Here is a 17,124-nt window from a genome sequence, read left to right as displayed (position 1 = left end):
GAAGATATCCGTGCATACCTTATTCCTATGCGGTGGTTCCGGACAGCGCTTGTGGCCGCTATCAAATCCTATTCGATCAAAGATGTTCCTGGAGCTGCTTCCCGCACCGGACGGTGGGCTGGAATCCATGATTGGACGGTTATGCCGTCAGCTCTCTGGGCAAGGTCTCGGTGAATCAGCTTTATTCATCACTCATCAGGATCAGATGGGTCTAACCCGAAGATATACGAAGGATTGTTATCCGGTGATTGGAGAGCCTTGGAAGCGGGGTACTTTTACTGCAGCCGCTCTAGGGTGCCTTCATCTATACTCCAGGGGGAAAGCGAAACTGGACGATACGATTTGCGTGGCACCTGCCGATATGTTTGCGGACGATAACTTTTTTGGACATTTCCATGCATTTCCCGAAATTTTAAAAGCTTCCCAGGCAGATATCGCGCTGCTTGGGACAAGACCCACATTTCCATCGGATCAGTATGGGTATATCCTACCCCGCTTAGCTGCTACCACGCAATATACACTCGTTGAACGATTTGAAGAAAAGCCTGATCTCGCACGGGCTCTACTTCTAATTCAACAAAATGCCTTATGGAACTGCGGGGTCTTTGCATTCTCCCTTAAATTTATGCTGTCCTATCTGAAACAAATTGGATTACCCATAGATTTTGATAAATTTATAGCTGTGTATCCCCAATTACCTGTACGAAGTTTTGATAAAGAGTTAGTGGAGCGCACAGCGAAGCTTGCGGTTATCCGTCACGAGGGGGATTGGCGAGATCTGGGCAGTTGGGATACCCTAACAGAACAGCTCCGGAATCCGGTTGTAGGTAAGGGTGGAATATCTGGAGAAACAAGCAATACCCATATTATTAATGAATTGGACGTTCCACTGTACGTCATTGGAGTACCCAATATCGTTGCGATAGCAAGTGCAGACGGAATTCTTGTCGCCAATAAAGTTCAAGCGAACGCAATTAAAGAAATAATAAGAAGTCATTCAACGACCCCATTATATGGAGAAACTCAATGGGGAAGCTATTGTATTCTGGATACGACGGGTAACGAAGAAAATGTGGTTGTTACGCTTAAATTAACTCTACTACCCGCTCATAATACGCCAGAGTTATGCAGCCGGTATTCCAGCAAAATATGGACTGTATTAGCCGGAAGTGGAGAAGTAATCTTGGATGGTTTGGTTCATCCTACAAGGGTTGGAGATGTTTTCACAGTTGCCCGAGGAGTAATCCATGAAATCCGGGCGTTTACTGCCATGGAATGGATTGAGGTTCGGGTGGGTAAGGGGAGTATAGATGAAGCGATCTATACGGAATGAGAGACAAATAGAGGTGGGGCACCTTGAAGACTTATCCTTAAGGCCCACCTCTTTATCTTAAACCTACAATTATACGTCGATCTCTTGGAAATCGATCTCTAGGAAACGCTCTACCTCTACCATCCAACGGTCCTGTACATACTCCACATGCATAGGGTGATTATTATAAGTGTCATAATCAGCCAAGCTGACAAATTCCATGGAGAATCCATAATCATAATCGTTCTTCACACTCATCTGGCGCAGGACCTCGAAGTTACGGACAACAGGTATAGTGACGAGAACCGATTTACTTTCCTGAAGAAACCGTTCTGCTTCAGCAGATCCAACCTCATGCTTTAAATTAAAAATGACCATGTGTTTGATATAGGGACTGCTCATTTGTTACCCTCCTCAGAATGATTAAATTTAATCATTGGTAAGATTTAGAGAACCCAGTGAGACGGATGTTGGAGTGTCGAGGGCACTTTAGTGGCAGCATCACCCTTGGCTGAGTTGAGTTGGGGCTGGGTAAGAAAGATACTCCCTACCAGATTGGCCCCTCTCAGGTCAGCGTCACGGAAGTCAGCACCAATGAGGTCAGCGGCTCTCAGGTCAGCGCCCCTTAGGTCAGCGGCAATTAGGAACGCACCCCGCAGGTTGACGCCTCTCAGGTCAGCCCCCTTGAGCTTGGCTCCGATAAGATCTGCTCCACGGCCGAAGTTCTTCTTCGTACGGCTCTTGGAGTTTTTTTGCTCGCGCAAGGCCTCTTCTCGGACCAACTCACTTGTGCGTAGGAGCAGTACGTTCACTTCTGCCCGATGGGCGGTAACGTCTAACTCAAGAATAGCATCGGGGCTAAGCTGAGTGAGCCGTTCCGTATCCTCTAGTGCAGAGCTGATCTCTGAATGTATTGGGCGGGCAGCAGGCAACACTAACGCTTCGGTCAAATACCGGAGCAGTTCATGTAGCTGGCGCATAATGCGAAATACCTCGAACATTTGCTTAGCGGATTTAGGGACTTGGCGCCAGTCGCTTCCGCCATAAGTGATATTGGAAACCTTTTGACCCGCACCAAAGCAGTCATATACTGTACAGCCTCGGAAACCACGCTCTCTTAGGGTGGTGTGAATGCCGCAACGAAAGTCCGATTGCATGTTGTGGCAAGGGTGGTCAGCATCCTTGTCCATCGCGAAGTCTGCTGATGATGCGAATGGCAAGGCGGCACAACACAAGCCGAAGCAGTTCTCGCAATCTCCTTGTAAACTTTGGAGGCTAGTCTCATAAGATGACTGTGAATATTCTAATTCGTGGTTCTCAGACAAGGAAAGACCTCCCTAAAGGGTCTTGGCTTTGAATTTGGGAGATAATAACTCCAATATCCTCTACTTGATCCGCAATATGATCAGCTCCGGCGTTGTTCAACTCCATTTTCGAACCATAACCAAAGGTTACGCCAATCGATTCAACGCCACAAGCTTTAGCCCCGATAATATCATGCTCCCGATCCCCAATCATTAACGACTGTTCAGAGGGTATATTATTGTGGGTCAGAACATACTGAATAACTTCTTGTTTCTTGGAGCGTGTGCCATCCAGATTACTCCCTGCAATATGTTGGAAATAAGAATCCAGGTTGTAATGCTTCATTATCTGCTCCGCAAAAACCGTTGGTTTCGAAGTAGCAACATACATGAGGTATCCCTTACGCTGCAGATCCTCAAGTAATTGCGGAATCCCCTCAATGACTTTGTTCTCGAACATCCCTAGCTCGCGATAACGCTCACGGTAATAAGCCACCGCTTGAAGCGCATTGGCTTCAGAGAAAGCACTAAGTTGGATAAAAGAATCATATAAAGGCGGCCCGATATAGGGGATTAGCAGATCAAGGTGCTCTATTTGAACACCAAACTTATTCAAGGCATACTCCACACTTTTGGTGATTCCCTCTTTGGGGTCGGTCAAGGTACCGTCCAAATCAAATAAAAGATGCTTTAATCGGTTCACTTCTCTTTTTGCTCCCTCCATATATGCCTTACCAATTTTTCTCTATAAAAGCGTCTCTTCCGGACTGCTCCCGATCTTCCTTATAGTGCTTGGGACTTTTTTTATGATAATCCTGATGATATTCTTCAGCACGGTAAAAGGTTGTTGCCGGAAGAATCTCCGTTACGATGGGACTAGAGAATCTGCGACTGATGGTAACTCCTGCCTTGGTGGCAAGTGCAGCCAACCGCTGCTCTTCCGTATAGTAAAAAATTGCTGTTCGGTACTGACTCCCTCTGTCCTGAAATTGTCCCCCGGCATCCGTTGGATCAATTTGCGGCCAATATAATTCAAGCAGCTTTTCATAGGAGAAAAGCGCGGGATCATAAGTGATTTGTACAACCTCATAATGACCTGTAGTCCCTGTTTTCACTTCTTCATAAGTGGGGTTGTCGGTTTGTCCACCAGTATATCCAGATACAATTTCATGGATTCCCGGTAACTCCTCAAACGGTGTAACCATACACCAAAAGCAGCCCCCTGCAAACATAGCTTGTTCCATTAGATTTCTGTCCTCTCATTTCATCTATGATTCTATTTAACACATCTTTGCTAGCAGAGGTCAATAGAAAGTATATCGGTTAACAAAAAACGACTCTTCGCCAGAGCGAAAGAGCCGTTAAACTTACTTAGGATTCATTTGGATCCTTATTTGTTTTTTTCGGAATAACTCTAGTAGGTCTGACCACCCAATTCTCACGGTTCATTCGTTGAACACTATGAATTGGATTGCCGGTATTTCCAGCATTACTGTCCACAAGCTCAACTTCTATAGCTTCAGGATTGCTGCCTTCTATTGAACTTCCCGGTTTTTTATTTGCCCCTGCTATACCGCGGCCGTTGTGCTTCCCTTTATTCCATACTCTGTCTTTACTCATTGATACACTCCATTTCTCTACGTGTGTTACCTAAACCATATCATACAAATCACACATAGGAAAGATAAGCTGTACCCTATTTGAACTTAGGAAGCCAATCCCCGTGAGCAGCAATCAGTTCGTCGCACATACTCACAATATCATCCATGGATAGCTCGGCTGCCGTATGCGGATCAAGCATTGCTGCATGGTAGATATGATCTTTCTTACCCGTCATAGCCGCTTCAATCGTCAGAAGCTGGGTATTGATATTGGTCCGGTTGAGAGCCGCACATTGAGGAGGCAGGTCACCCACATATGTTGGTGTCACTCCAGTACTATCCACAAGACATGGCACTTCGACACAGGCTTCTTTAGGTAGATTCGTGATTAATCCTGTATTCATAACATTGCCCCCAATCTTGAAAGGTATGTTGGTTTCAATGGCTTCTAAGATGTATGAGGCATACTCATGCGAGCGATTATGTTCAAGTACCTTATTACTTACTAGTTCATCACGCATTTTCTCCCAACCGCTAATTTGATCTACACAACGGCGCGGATATTCATCAAGTGGAATTTGAAACCGTTCAATAAGTTCTGGATAGTTACGTTTGATAAAGTAGGGATGGTATTCTGCATTATGCTCTGAGGACTCGGTAATATAGTAGCCGAACTTCAGCATCATTTCATAACGGACCATGTCCCCGTGAGACTCCAACTGCTTCTCCTTCGCCCGGCGTTTGATTTCCGGATACAAGTCTTTCCCGTCCTTAGTAACTTCAAGCAGCCATGCCATGTGGTTGATCCCGGCGATCTTTGCTTGCACGCCTGATTGATCTATTCCAAGATGGTCAAATAAATTCGGGATACATACCTGAACACTGTGGCATAACCCAATCGTCTTAATACCACCATAAGTGTTCATTACATTCGTTAATACAGCCATAGGATTGGTGTAGTTCAGGAAGAGTGCATCCGGGCATACCTCTCTAATATCATCAGCAAAATCAAGCATGACCGGAATCGTCCGAAGGTTGCGGAAAATCCCTCCAATTCCGACCGTATCTGCAATCGTTTGACGCAAGCCATATTTCTTAGGGATCTCAAAATCAGTAATCGTACAAGGATCGTAACCGCCAACCTGAATAGCGTTAACAACATACTTAGCGCCCCGCAATGCTTCCTTACGGTCAGAATAGGCCTTTATAGTACAGGTGCTTCCTGTACTTCTTTTAATGTTATTCAGCATACTTTCCGAGTCTGAAAGACGCTGAAGATCAATATCGTATAGAGCCAATTCAAAGCCTTGAAGGGCCGGGGTACCCATGCAATCACCCAATACGTTTTTGGCAAAGATGGAACTACCTGCTCCGATAAATGTAATTTTAGACATGTGAAATATTCCTCCTTAAGTTTGAGGCATACAATGCTGATATCACAATTTTTCTTTTGAAAAATAAGGATACTAGGAATAATCGCTATAATATCAGTCGTTATTTGCTGCTCTCTTCACTATTCACTATAAAATAAACTAGTGATTGTGAGTATGGAGGAATACAAGAAGGATATGGACAATTGTTGCATTTTATCGGTTATAATAGATTTGATTGTATTTCTAGTTAGGAGGCTTCTATGAATCCCGATCATTCACATTTTTCAATAGGCATTAATTTATCACCAGAAGACCATGATCCTACCGTGTTGTTCAGCGGTGAAGGCAAACCTATACACGGACATAAGATTGGTCCTTCCGTGCACGACTTTTTTTTAATTCACACTGTGCTGGATGGAGAAGGCCTCTTTCAAACCGGAGGATTATCACAGGTATGCAGAGCTGGAGATACCTTTGTTATTTTCCCGGGGTCATTATTCAGCTATCAGGCTGACAGGACTACACCATGGCATTATGTATGGATTGGACTACAAGGGGAAGCAACGGCGAAGCTGTTTAGCGAGATTGGAATTACGCGGGATAAACCCTTGCTACACATGGAGGATATCACTGAAATATGTGCCGTGTATGAGAGGGTTCGCAAATCGTTCCAGCAATCTGCTTATCCCCGACTTGAGAGTTTAGAGGCATCCGGCTGGATGAGACTGTTATTCCATCATTTCGGGATTGCTAACCGTAGTATTCTTCCTGCATACCCCCAACAACTTCCGGAAGTGATTGACCGTCAAATCGATCAGGCCATTCGCTGGATTACACTGCAGTTCCATCAACACATCAGCATAGTTCAGATGGCTTCAACACTGGGTTACCATCGGGCGCATTTATCCAAAGCTTTTAAGCAGAAAACCGGATTATCGCCCAAGCAGTACCTAATGAAGGTAAGGATGGACAAAGCCAAGGAGCTTCTGGGGGGGACCCTAACCATAGACCAAATCTCTTCCTCGGTAGGATTTAACGATGCACTTTATTTCTCAAAGCAGTTCCATAAATGGAGCGGAAAATCACCTAGTGATTACCGTAATCTCCTACGTTCTTAGGAATAGAGGGTAAAGTATATAACAATACTGGAGGCTATTCCAAAAAAAGCACCCGCTAAAACTTCAATGGGACGATGCCCCAGCAGCTCTTTCAACTCTGTTCCTGTCGAACCATGATCTTTAAGCAGAGAGGGAGTCGATTTCACTAACCGGTTCAAAAAAGAGGCCTGCAACCCGGCATGTCGGCGAACTCCCGCAGCATCATACATGGTGATTGCGCTAAGCACTGCCGCTACAGCGAAAGCAGAAGAATCTAGTCCGTCACTTATTCCTAAGGCTGCAGCTAACGAAGTAACAGCCGCCGAATGTGAGCTCGGCATTCCTCCTGTACTAAAGGCACGGGTTACATCCCATTTTTTGCTCCAGATCAGGTTAAGGGGTACTTTGATGACTTGTGCGGCAATCATTGACATCAGGGCCGCCATTAGAGGGAAATTATGAATAATCTGCATGGAAGCTGTGCTCCTTTAGGGCCGATCTATGTATACTTGAAAAAGACAATTCAGAACATTACTGGAATGTTCTGAATTGTCTTGGTTAAACGGTATTGTTAGTGTTTCCCTTTTACTAAGAAACTAATCTCTTCTATAAAGTTCAACTAGTTGTTTATTCCGGATCATTATTACCCATTAGAACGTTAATATATTGCTGCTGGCGGTACTCTGTAGGGGTCAAATGGTATCTTTTGCGAAACATTTGAGTGAAATGCCGCATGTCCTGATAGCCTACACGTTCGGCAATTTCCGCCAACTTTAGCTTGGGAATCAAGAGCAGCCGTTTCGCCTGCTCCAACCGAAGAGTCGTAACATACTCCTTGTATCCCTGCCCTGTCTTTTGCTTGAATAATTGACTGAAATAGGCAGGATTGAGAAAAACGACAGAAGCCATCTTTTCTAAGGTAAGATCCTCCGAATAGTGCTCTTTAATAAACTGCAGAGCCACATCGATTGCCTTCTCACCGCTCCCTTTATTAGGTTCAGGCTCAAAGGCTTGTGAAGCGGAAGCCGTCCTCATACGAATGACTACTTGCGGAACGATATTGAAATCGGTGCACTGTCCCGAAAGAATAACTTGGAAGGGTACCTTCAAAGAATGCTTCAAATGCACCTTAACGTCCTCTTGGAACTGCTCAATCTGTGTGTTTTCATTCAGACTAATCAGACCCAGCAGACTCTGGCGATCATAACTCACGACAAAACCCCGTCCATTCCGATCAATGAGTTCAGAGAGCACATTTTCCACAATAAAATGCTCCAAGCGAACACTTTTATCGCCGTTATCCAGCTGCACCATAATTAAATAAAAATGGAGGTAGTTATGAATAAAGGGGCTTAAGTCCAAATTCCCGATATCCAGACCGGAGGCAAGTCTTTGGAATACCCCTTCACGTAAATATTTCAGGCTACTTTTCAATCGCTCGCCTTCCTGCGACTTTTTACTATCCTGTTGAATTTCCGCCACAAGGTTATTGATTACCTCCTGCAAACGGTTTTTACCAATCGGTTTGAGCAGATAATCCCTCGCCCCTAGACGAACCGCCTCCTGAGCATAAGAAAATTCACTATGCGCTGAAATAACGACCCACTTCACATGAGGATACCTGCGTTTAGAAATTCTCATAAACTCCAAACCGTTTAATCCCGGCATTAGAATATCGGTCAGCACCATTTGGATCTGGTGTTCTTCCATCACTTTGACCGCTTCCTCCGTCGAGGCTGCCAAATAAACTTCATAATCGGGACATATTTGTCTGATCGTACGCTCTATGCCTTCCCGTATTACACGTTCATCATCGGCTATGAGTATATTCACTACGTATTTCTCCTTCCTTTGGAATGGGCACCACAATGGCAACCTGAGTTCCTTCGCCAAGGAAGCTTTGAACCTGAAGGCCGTAAGGCTCTCCGAACATATGCTGCAATCGGCGATGCAGATTCAGGAGGCCGATGCCCCCTTTGCCCATCTCCTTGGGACTCTCCCCGTTCAAGGTGTTATTTAGACGATTTAATTTCGTTGTATCCATTCCGCTTCCATTATCCTCTACTATTATTTTGAGATCCGAGCCTTCTTCAAATGTGTAGACCTTCAGAATTCCTTGACGATCCAAGGATTCCAAACCATGTTTTACTGCATTTTCTATAACTGGCTGTACAGTCATTTTGGGAAGACGAATATCCAACCATCTCTCATCGATGTCTATTCGGATTTGCAGTCGCCCTTCCAGGCGGATGGATATAATTTTTAGATAGTGTCCTATCTGTTCCAATTCTTCACGCAACGTTACTTCTACCCCGTCTTCCCAATAGCTGCTATAACGGAACATGGATGAAAGCGAGAGTACAAGTTCTCCTAAATGATCGTTTTCCTTCTCATCAAGCATCCAATAGATCATATCCAGCGTGTTATACAGAAAATGAGGATTTACTTGGGACTGTAAGGCATGTAGTTCGGCGTTCTTCTCACTGACCGAAGAGAGCTTCACCCGCTCGATCAGATCTTCAATCTGTTGAACCATCCGGTTAAAGGAAGCTACGAGAATATTGATTTCCTGATAAGAAGCAACACTTAGCATCCCACGGAAGTTCCCGATCTCCACCTGCTTCATCTCACGAATTAGCTTCTTGATCGGGGAGGATATCGTCTGGGATACGATAGAAGCAATCAGGGTGGAAACAATAATAAGAATCGAAATAACAATTAACAGATACCTCTTCATTTCAATTACTTCTACATTTAAGTCACGATCGGGAGTACTGCTAATCACCCACAAGTCGGCAAAGGATAGCTTGGATGCAACAACAAGCCGATCAGAGACTTGTTTGACAACGACATTTTGGGAATGCTCTAAATTCGGCAATTGATCCAGGGCAGGTGCAGATTCAGTTGTTGAAGATAACACCTGGCCGGCTTCAGACATCAAAGAAACCTGACTGTGCTCACCGAGCTTTAAATTATCTAGAGCGTCTAAAATCGGATGCGGGTTCGTCTCAAAAAGAACAATCCCAATGGGTTTATGCTCATTTAAATCGTAAATCTGCCGTCCGAAGGCAAATACAGGGCTGTCTTCTACCTGATCAATAAGTGAATGCTCAAAGACCCCTAGCCAAACCATTTTTCCTGAGGAGTCCTTAATTTGTTTATACCAATCCTTGGTTTGGTATTCGGGATCGACTACATTCATATTATTTCCGTAATTGTAGATTCTCCCTTTATCACTGATCACGTGGATACCCACTAGGTCATCTCGGGAATAAAATATCGCACCAATAATATTCGTAATGGATTGCTCATTAATGTAGGTTATTGCCGGCGCCTCGCTGGTTTCATTAAGTAAACGAATCATCTCAAAGTTATTACTTAATGATTTCGAAAGGCTGTCATAACCTTTATACAGCAAACTGAACAATCCGGCGGTCTGAGCCACACTTTTTTGCGACAAATCACTGATTTTATCATGGATTTGGTCCGTAGTTCGGTTGTAGTACAGCAGACTGACAATCAAGAGTATTCCTGACATGCAAAAAAGAAACAGCAGGAACAACCGATGATGTATGGAATGAAAGCCGCTTCGCAAAGGACTCCCCCCCTTTCACATCTTGTGTGTCCTGCTGAATCTTTATTATAAATCCATTGTGATTTTAATAGCAATCCTAGAATTAACCTTTTACTGCTCCTGCGACCATACCCTTAGTGATTTGGTTGGACAAGAAGAAGTAAATAAGGATAACCGGAAGCGCACCCATGACCAGAAAGGCTCCAATTGCCCCGTAGTTAACAGAATATTGGCTGACGAATGTGTAAACCCCAAATGGCAATGTCTTTAGTTTCTCTGAAGAAATAAAGGTTGCCGCCAGGATGTATTCATTCCAGATGTTGATGAAGGTCAAGATACAAACAGTCATCATCGGCGGTACGGATACAGGAAGAATGATACTGCGGAATATACGGTATATACTTGCTCCATCGATAAAGGCCGATTCCTCAATTTCATGTGGTATAGCTTTCATGAAACCACTAAGAATAAAGACAGAGACCGGTGTAGAAAAAGCGATATACGGTAGAATCAGTGACCAATGCGTGTTAAGAATATGCATGTTCTTAAAGATAATCATCAGTGGAAGTAATGTGGCCTGCATTGGAATCATCATTCCCATCAAGAAGATGGTCATGACCAAGTTACCGTACTTCCAGCGGAAACGCGAGATAGCATAAGCAACCATCGAACTTAGCAGAATAACGCAAATCATAGTTATTGCTGTTACAAATACACTGTTTGACAAGAATTTAAGGTAACTTCCCGATTCAAAGGCAGTTTTATAGTTACCCCACTGTACCGCACGGGGAAATGCGAAGAAATTACCGTCCAGAATTTCTTCGTTGGTCTTCAATGAATACATTAGTAACCATAAAAGAGGATACAGTTGGGTGATGACAGGTATCGCAAAAAGAAGATACACGAGTCCTTTTTTAAATTTTCGCATGATCGCGCACTCCTTTCCTAATTATATTTTTTCTCAAGCTTGTTAAAGAAGAAATTAATAAATCCGGTAAATACGAGACAAACAGCTACCAGGAATGTGGCGATGGCACTTCCGTAACCATATTTGAAGGATAGGAAGGAACTATTATACATATGTGTGGAGATAACATCCGTAGCATGTGCCGGTCCCCCACCAGTCATAACCATGACTAAATCGAATGCCTGCAGTGATCCAATAAACGCAAGTACTATCGATATTTTAAAGATCGGGACAATCAGCGGTAACGTTATGTAGCGATCCGCCTTAAATCCGTCTGCGCCGTCGATTTTTGCTGCTTCATACAATTCATCAGGTATATTCTGTACTCCGGTAAATTGAATCAACAGATGATAGCCGAAATACTGCCAGAGTGATACAAAATAGAGTGCAAACATGGCGATATTAGGTTCAGTAAGCCAGTTATGAGTCCAACTCTCCAAACCGAGTGAAGTCAAAACTCCGTTCAGCATGCCTCCCATGGAGGTCGGGTTATAAATAGTCTTCCAAAGTTGTCCAATAATTACGACGGATAGAATAACCGGTGTGAAGTAGATAGACACCAAGGTATTTGCCTTTCTCAAATAACGATTAAGAAGAATAGCCATAAGCAAGCACAATGGAATTTCGAGCATGGATGCTACAGCGTACAACAAAGTTCTTCTTACAGAAGGCCAAAATATTGGATCATTAAAAAACATGTCTTTAAAATTGCCAAGGCCGATAAAATTCGATGGAGTCAATCCATCCCACTTCAGTAAACCTGTATATATTGAAACCATAATAGGAACAAATACTAGGCACACATACAGCAGCAGACATGGCAATACGAAGACGGCTATTGTGCGTGCTGGCACCTTCAGAACTTTCATCATTTCCGCCCCCTTAATATAAACTCGATGCGAAGAAGCGTTAAGCAACTTCGCATCGATTGGACAATCTAATTACTTATTTATTTGCTTCAAATGCTGTTTGGTGTTCTTTTGCAACTTGTGCAGATTCAACTTTTTGTACAAAGAGGTTTTGGATACTGCTCAAATGTACTTGTGCTGTTGCAGGGTTCATAGTGTTGTCAAACGCCAGGTCGCCGCCTTTAACATTGTTGAACAATTCTGCTACTTCGATTGCCAGGTCAGAGTATCCGGCAGCTTTCAGGTCACCGTCTACTTTTTGTCCAAGACCTACAGCATTTTTCAATTCAAATTGTTTCTTAGGCAGGTTCAGGGTGAAGAAGTTCAAGAATTCTTTAGTAGCGTCAAGGTGTTCGCTGTTTGCAGAGATTGCAAAACCGCTACCTGGAGCCAACATGAATTCATTTGGGTTACCTTTGCCGTTAACTGTAGGGAATTGGAATGCTCCAACTTTACCGCCTACGGATGAAGCATCAACTGCGCCTGTTTCCCATGATCCGATTACCCACATAGCAGCTTTACCAGTTTTAAAGATGTTACCGCCTGCAGTTGCATCGATAGAAGTTGCTCCATCAGGGAATGCTCCAGCTTGCACCAGTTGTTGGAATGCATCTACTGCTTCAATGAAAGCAGGATCTTCAAATGTTTTTTTGCCATCCATTACGTCTTGCAGGAAGCCAGGGCCACCGTTTGTACGAAGCAGGATGTTCATGAACAAGAATGAACCGGTCCAGGAATCTTTTTCGCCGATTGCCAGCGGTGTGATTCCTTTATCTTTCAGGATCTTAACATCAGCAAGCATTTCTTCAAATGTTGTTGGCGTTTTTTCGATACCCGCTTGTTTGAACAACTCTTTGTTGTAGTATACAACTTCGATGTTATTACCATCTGGCAATGCGTAGACGTTATTATCGAAGCTATAGTAGTCAAGCAAACCTTCTTGGTAAGTGTCCTTCAGACCATTTTGATCCAACATGTCATTCAGTGGAGCAAATAGTCCGGCGTCAACGAAAGGTTTCATTTGTGCAGCCGGGTTAACGATAGTGATATCAGGTACTTCTTTGGAAGCAGCTTGTGTTTTCAGCTTCACTTTTTGTTGGTCAGTGTTCAACGTGTCCAGTTCAATGGTTACATTTGGATGAGCTGCTGTGTACTCCTCTACCAATGCTTTAAGCATTTGAGTAGAAGGTGCTGCTGGATCCGGGTAAATATTTTGGAACGTGATGGTTACTTTTTCGTCACTAGGTGCTTTTGTTGCAGCAGCAGCGTTATCAGTAGTTTCTGGTGCTTTAGTGGCTTCTGCGTTTTCTTTATTGTTGTTAGCGTTTCCACATGCAGCCAAACTCAGTGCTAGTGTTGCTGACATTACAAAGCTGAATGTTCTCTTCGTTTTTTTATTGATCATTTATTAAAGCCCCCTATAATGTGATAAATCAATTATCTCCTTGTAAAGCGCTTCCATCAATACGCGAAGTTAAGAAATAAGGTTTGTTTTTTCTAGGGAAACTACTAAAGTTAGAGATAATTGGCAACTGAAAAGACCACCCACCAAAAAAAAGGTGGATAAATCACTAGAGCTTCCACCTTTGTGTGATGACTTCTATTAAGTAGTTATGGAGTGCATCTGATTGGCTAAATATGAGACTACAGCCGCTTCAGCTTCATCCAAATGATTCACTTTAAAACACACTCGCTCGGAATCTTCATACTGCGTAGAGGTGTAATCGTATCTTGGATCATAATAATATTCCAGCAGCAAGGCTACGGCCTCACCGAATTGATCAGCCTTCAAATAGCCTTCAATTTCTGCGGCCACTGGAACATGAATACGGGATTTGATACTGAGGAATGCTGAGATATATTGGTCTTTGAACTGCTCGGGTTGATAATCCTCAAGGATCTGCCGTACTCTGGATTCGATAGGCATGTCAATCCATATTTGGATACCTTTTTCTTTCTGCTGCGCCATGAACGGGGGCATAACAACCTTACCAATTCTTTTGCTCTCTGCTTCAAACAGTACATAAGATGATTGTCCCAGTGAAATCAATTCCTCTAATAGAAGGCTGTCGAAGGTTTTTTGATTATTGGCACGGAGTCCAATTTCCCCAAATATAGAGCCGCGATGACCAGCCATTCCCTCCAAATCCAAAACAGGATGACCCAGAGCCTTCAGTCGATGTAAAAGATTAGTTTTGCCTGTGCCGGTATTCCCGTGAATAACGTAAGATTTCGGTTTGAAATCATAGTTCTCCAGTTCGTCCAGCACCCATTTCCGGTAAGCTTTGAAGCCGCCCACCAGCCGATAAGCATGAATATCCATTAAGGAAAGAACCGTTGCCGTCGTCCGGCTACGCATACCTCCCCTCCAGCAAAAAACAACCTTGTCTCCTTCAATCTCACCAAACTCTTTAATGAAAGCCGGCAACTTGGCAGAGACTACCTCCAACCCGCGTTCCTTGGCAGCCTGAACACTAGTCTGCTTATATAAAGTGCCAATCTCGGCCCGTTCCTGATCATCAAACAAGGGGATATTCAGACTATCTGGCAATGTTGATTCTACATATTCAGAAGGAGATCGCACATCAATAATGGATAGCTTCTTCCGAGCCTTAAGTATTCTTAATTCTTCTAATGTAATATCCTGAAACAATAGTCTCTCTCCTCTTATCTGGCAGCTATAACAGAAATCTGACCGGGGTGAGCATCAGTTACTTCTCCGATTTGTGCAGCTTCTACACCGGCATCCTTAAGCTTTGTAAGTAATTGGTCGCTTTGATCGGCAGCAACAGAAATTAATAAGCCGCCCGAGGTAACTGCGTCGCATAGGATGTAACGGTCAATCTGATCCATCTCATCGGGATAAAGGATAGAACCTTCCAAATGTGCAAAGTTATTCTTAGTCCCTCCGGGTACAAAACCTTTCTCGGCAAGCTCTCTAACCCGCGGCAGCATAGGTACATCTTCTTGATGGATAACCAGTCCCAACCGGCTTCCCTTTGCCATTTCCGAGGCATGTCCCAGCAGCCCAAAACCGGTTACGTCCGTGCAGGCGTGCACATCAAAGGCAGACATAATTTCTGCAGCCGTTTTATTGAGAGTAGACATAACTGCTGTTAGGCGAGTGGTCTCCTCCGGGGATAGCTGATCCTTTTTTATAGAAGTAGTCAAGATCCCCACACCTATCGGTTTCGTCAAGATAAGCTTGTCACCCGTGCGTGCTGCTGCGTTCGTTCTCACTTTACCAGGATGAACCAGCCCTGTTACGGCTAAACCAAACTTAGGCTCTTTATCGTCAATGGAGTGGCCGCCCACCAGAGTGGCTCCTGCTTCCTGCACTTTATCAGCTGCCCCGCGCAAAATATCGGCCAGGATGCTTTTATCCAAAACAGAAATCGGAAAAGCAACAATATTAAGTACGGTAAGTGGTTTTCCACCCATAGCATAGATATCGCTTAACGCATTGGCTGCGGCGATCTGACCGAAAGAATAAGGGTCATCCACAATCGGTGTGAAAAAATCTACCGTCTGCACCAACGCCAGATCGTCACTTAAACGGTATACTCCCGCGTCGTCACTTGTATCCAGCCCTACCAGCAGATCGGGATTAGGAACAGTTGGAGGTAGACTGCGCAGCACCTGCATAAGATCGGCAGGACCTATCTTGCAACCGCAACCTCCTTTCGAAGAAAGTGAAGTTAGCTTTATAGTTTCAGCTTGAGACATCACCGCTCAGCTCCTTGTCATGATTTGAACATCATTATTAATCTTACACGAAGAAGCAGACATTGTACAAAACTAAACTGACTATACGTTTTTCCCTATGTTATAATTGTAATCTTGAAATTTATAAATTTATGGGGGTCCGCATCGACTATGTCTGCTTCTAACCATTCTTCACTTGGTATTAAACCACCTATAAGCTACAAAGCGCTTATCATGGCGTTAATTTTTCTACTCATTGCGCTTGCAGGTCTGTCTTATGTGAAATGGTGGCCTTATTATCACAAGGCGATCAAAGCCGCAACCGAGCATTCTATTGGTTCTTCCATTTTGACTGGAGATCAAGCCACTGGACCAGATCCGTCGATCCAGGCCGCATGGGATTATGCCGCAGGTTATTTTAAATCCGTGTGGAAAGCAGCCGTTCTAGGTATATTGCTAGGCTCATTGGTACAGGTACTTCTTCCTTCACAATGGCTTCTTCGTGTTCTTGGTAAAGCAAACTTCAAAAGTACCGCTTTAGGGGGACTCGCATCCCTTCCGGGGATGATGTGTACCTGCTGTGCGGCTCCAATTGCTGTGGGATTGCGTAAAAAGAATGTCTCCGTGGGTGCCAGCTTAGCTTTTTGGCTAGGCAATCCCGTGCTAAATCCAGCAACACTAATTTTTATGACCTTCGTCCTATCGTGGAAGTTCACGTTGATGCGTTTAGGGTTTGGCTTGATCCTTACTTTTGCCGTTAGTTATTTCGCGGAGCGGTTTGCTGGCAAGTCTGAAATCCCTGAAAACGTTGTAGAGACTGTTGATACGATTGTAGAACTTGAAGGATCACTTCTTTCTCGGTGGGTTCGCAACGTAGGTTCAATGTCACTAACGGTAATTCCAGCTTACTTCTTCAGTGTCCTCCTTCTAGGGGGAGCAAGAGCCTGGATGTTCCCAGCTCTTGGTGAAGGTGCGATGAACGGAATTCTAGCGGTGATTATATTCACGATTGCCGGTACCTTGTTTGTTATTCCAACGGCTGCTGAGATTCCTATTATTGGAACTTTCCTTTCCTTTGGCTTTGGTACAGGCGTTGCAGGTGCTCTGCTTGTTACCCTCCCAACGATCAGTCTGCCATCCTTATTAATGGTATACCGCTCCTACCCACGCCGTGTGGTTTGGTTCGTATTGTTCTCTGTGATCGGATTGGGTTTGCTGAGTGGTCTAGTAGGTTCATTCATTTTATAAAATGCACATTGCACATAAAAAAGGCTCTCCTTCAC

General features: G+C 44.0%; 17 protein-coding genes. 3 read left to right on the top strand and 14 right to left on the bottom strand.

The genetic code is table 11. The annotated features are described in order from the left end of the window. Positions 1–10 precede the first annotated feature (10 nt). Positions 11–1,333: a sugar phosphate nucleotidyltransferase gene (locus PWYN_RS19505; RefSeq protein WP_036655397.1), complete on the top strand. Its 1,323-nt coding sequence runs from the start codon at positions 11–13 to the stop codon at positions 1,331–1,333. 69 nt (positions 1,334–1,402) lie between these two features. Here the strand turns inward: PWYN_RS19505 and PWYN_RS19500 are convergent, their stop codons facing one another. The 6 genes from PWYN_RS19500 to melA all read right to left on the bottom strand — a co-directional run bounded on the left by PWYN_RS19500 (position 1,403) and on the right by melA (position 5,611). Beyond that, complete coding sequence (locus PWYN_RS19500; protein ID WP_036655396.1) at positions 1,403–1,714, bottom strand: Dabb family protein; 312 nt, start codon at positions 1,712–1,714, stop codon at positions 1,403–1,405. A gap of 44 nt (positions 1,715–1,758) precedes the next feature. Then, positions 1,759–2,637 carry a pentapeptide repeat-containing protein gene (locus PWYN_RS19495; RefSeq protein ID WP_036655394.1) on the bottom strand — a complete coding sequence of 293 codons (879 nt, stop codon included), beginning with the start codon at positions 2,635–2,637 and terminating at the stop codon, positions 1,759–1,761. After that, positions 2,630–3,319 (bottom strand): HAD family hydrolase, encoded by a 690-nt coding sequence (locus PWYN_RS19490; protein ID WP_240479793.1) that lies wholly within the window; start codon positions 3,317–3,319, stop codon positions 2,630–2,632. The genes PWYN_RS19495 and PWYN_RS19490 overlap by 8 nt, the downstream gene beginning before the upstream one ends. 28 nt (positions 3,320–3,347) lie before the next feature. Next, positions 3,348–3,860: a peptide-methionine (S)-S-oxide reductase MsrA gene (gene msrA / locus PWYN_RS19485; protein WP_036655392.1), complete on the bottom strand. Its 513-nt coding sequence runs from the start codon at positions 3,858–3,860 to the stop codon at positions 3,348–3,350. A gap of 127 nt (positions 3,861–3,987) precedes the next feature. Continuing rightward, complete coding sequence (locus PWYN_RS19480) at positions 3,988–4,236, bottom strand: hypothetical protein (protein ID WP_036655390.1); 249 nt, start codon at positions 4,234–4,236, stop codon at positions 3,988–3,990. Between the two features lie 76 nt (positions 4,237–4,312). Beyond that, positions 4,313–5,611 carry an alpha-glucosidase/alpha-galactosidase gene (gene melA, locus PWYN_RS19475; RefSeq protein ID WP_036655388.1) on the bottom strand — a complete coding sequence of 433 codons (1,299 nt, stop codon included), beginning with the start codon at positions 5,609–5,611 and terminating at the stop codon, positions 4,313–4,315. A 239-nt stretch (positions 5,612–5,850) separates the two neighbouring features. Here melA and PWYN_RS19470 point away from each other — a divergent pair, with 239 nt between their 5' ends. Beyond that, positions 5,851–6,708: a helix-turn-helix domain-containing protein gene (locus tag PWYN_RS19470; protein WP_036655385.1), complete on the top strand. Its 858-nt coding sequence runs from the start codon at positions 5,851–5,853 to the stop codon at positions 6,706–6,708. On the opposite strand, the gene PWYN_RS19465 is transcribed toward PWYN_RS19470, so the two are convergent. From PWYN_RS19465 to selD, 8 genes are all read right to left on the bottom strand, one after another. Next, positions 6,705–7,160 carry a divergent PAP2 family protein gene (locus tag PWYN_RS19465; RefSeq protein WP_036655383.1) on the bottom strand — a complete coding sequence of 152 codons (456 nt, stop codon included), beginning with the start codon at positions 7,158–7,160 and terminating at the stop codon, positions 6,705–6,707. The two genes, PWYN_RS19470 and PWYN_RS19465, sit on opposite strands and share 4 nt — an antisense overlap. 154 nt (positions 7,161–7,314) lie before the next feature. Next, complete coding sequence (locus tag PWYN_RS19460) at positions 7,315–8,520, bottom strand: response regulator (protein WP_036655380.1); 1,206 nt, start codon at positions 8,518–8,520, stop codon at positions 7,315–7,317. Continuing rightward, a complete protein-coding gene (locus PWYN_RS19455; protein WP_036655378.1) occupies positions 8,498–10,282 on the bottom strand; it encodes a cache domain-containing sensor histidine kinase in 1,785 nt (594 codons plus the stop codon). Before PWYN_RS19455 ends, PWYN_RS19460 begins: the two co-directional genes overlap by 23 nt. 82 nt (positions 10,283–10,364) lie before the next feature. Then, positions 10,365–11,189 carry a carbohydrate ABC transporter permease gene (locus tag PWYN_RS19450; protein WP_036655375.1) on the bottom strand — a complete coding sequence of 275 codons (825 nt, stop codon included), beginning with the start codon at positions 11,187–11,189 and terminating at the stop codon, positions 10,365–10,367. A gap of 17 nt (positions 11,190–11,206) precedes the next feature. Further along, positions 11,207–12,097, bottom strand: a complete 891-nt coding sequence (locus PWYN_RS19445; protein ID WP_036655373.1) for a carbohydrate ABC transporter permease — start codon at positions 12,095–12,097, stop codon at positions 11,207–11,209. Between the two features lie 76 nt (positions 12,098–12,173). After that, positions 12,174–13,541, bottom strand: coding sequence for an extracellular solute-binding protein (locus PWYN_RS19440; protein ID WP_420805787.1), 1,368 nt, complete (start codon positions 13,539–13,541; stop codon positions 12,174–12,176). Between the two features lie 198 nt (positions 13,542–13,739). Next, on the bottom strand, positions 13,740–14,789 hold the full coding sequence (gene mnmH / locus PWYN_RS19435) for a tRNA 2-selenouridine(34) synthase MnmH (RefSeq protein ID WP_036655371.1): 1,050 nt from the start codon (positions 14,787–14,789) through the stop codon (positions 13,740–13,742). A 14-nt stretch (positions 14,790–14,803) separates the two neighbouring features. Continuing rightward, positions 14,804–15,862, bottom strand: coding sequence for a selenide, water dikinase SelD (gene selD, locus PWYN_RS19430; RefSeq protein ID WP_036655369.1), 1,059 nt, complete (start codon positions 15,860–15,862; stop codon positions 14,804–14,806). A 150-nt stretch (positions 15,863–16,012) separates the two neighbouring features. Between selD and PWYN_RS19425 the strand changes: the two genes are divergently transcribed. Continuing rightward, complete coding sequence (locus PWYN_RS19425; RefSeq protein WP_052088171.1) at positions 16,013–17,089, top strand: permease; 1,077 nt, start codon at positions 16,013–16,015, stop codon at positions 17,087–17,089. Positions 17,090–17,124: the final 35 nt, after the last annotated feature.

It is taken from the genome of Paenibacillus wynnii (assembly GCF_000757885.1).
GTDB lineage: Bacteria > Bacillota > Bacilli > Paenibacillales > Paenibacillaceae > Paenibacillus_AQ > Paenibacillus_AQ wynnii.
Note: the sequence above shows the minus strand (reverse complement) of the source record. Positions and strands in the feature narration are given on the sequence as shown.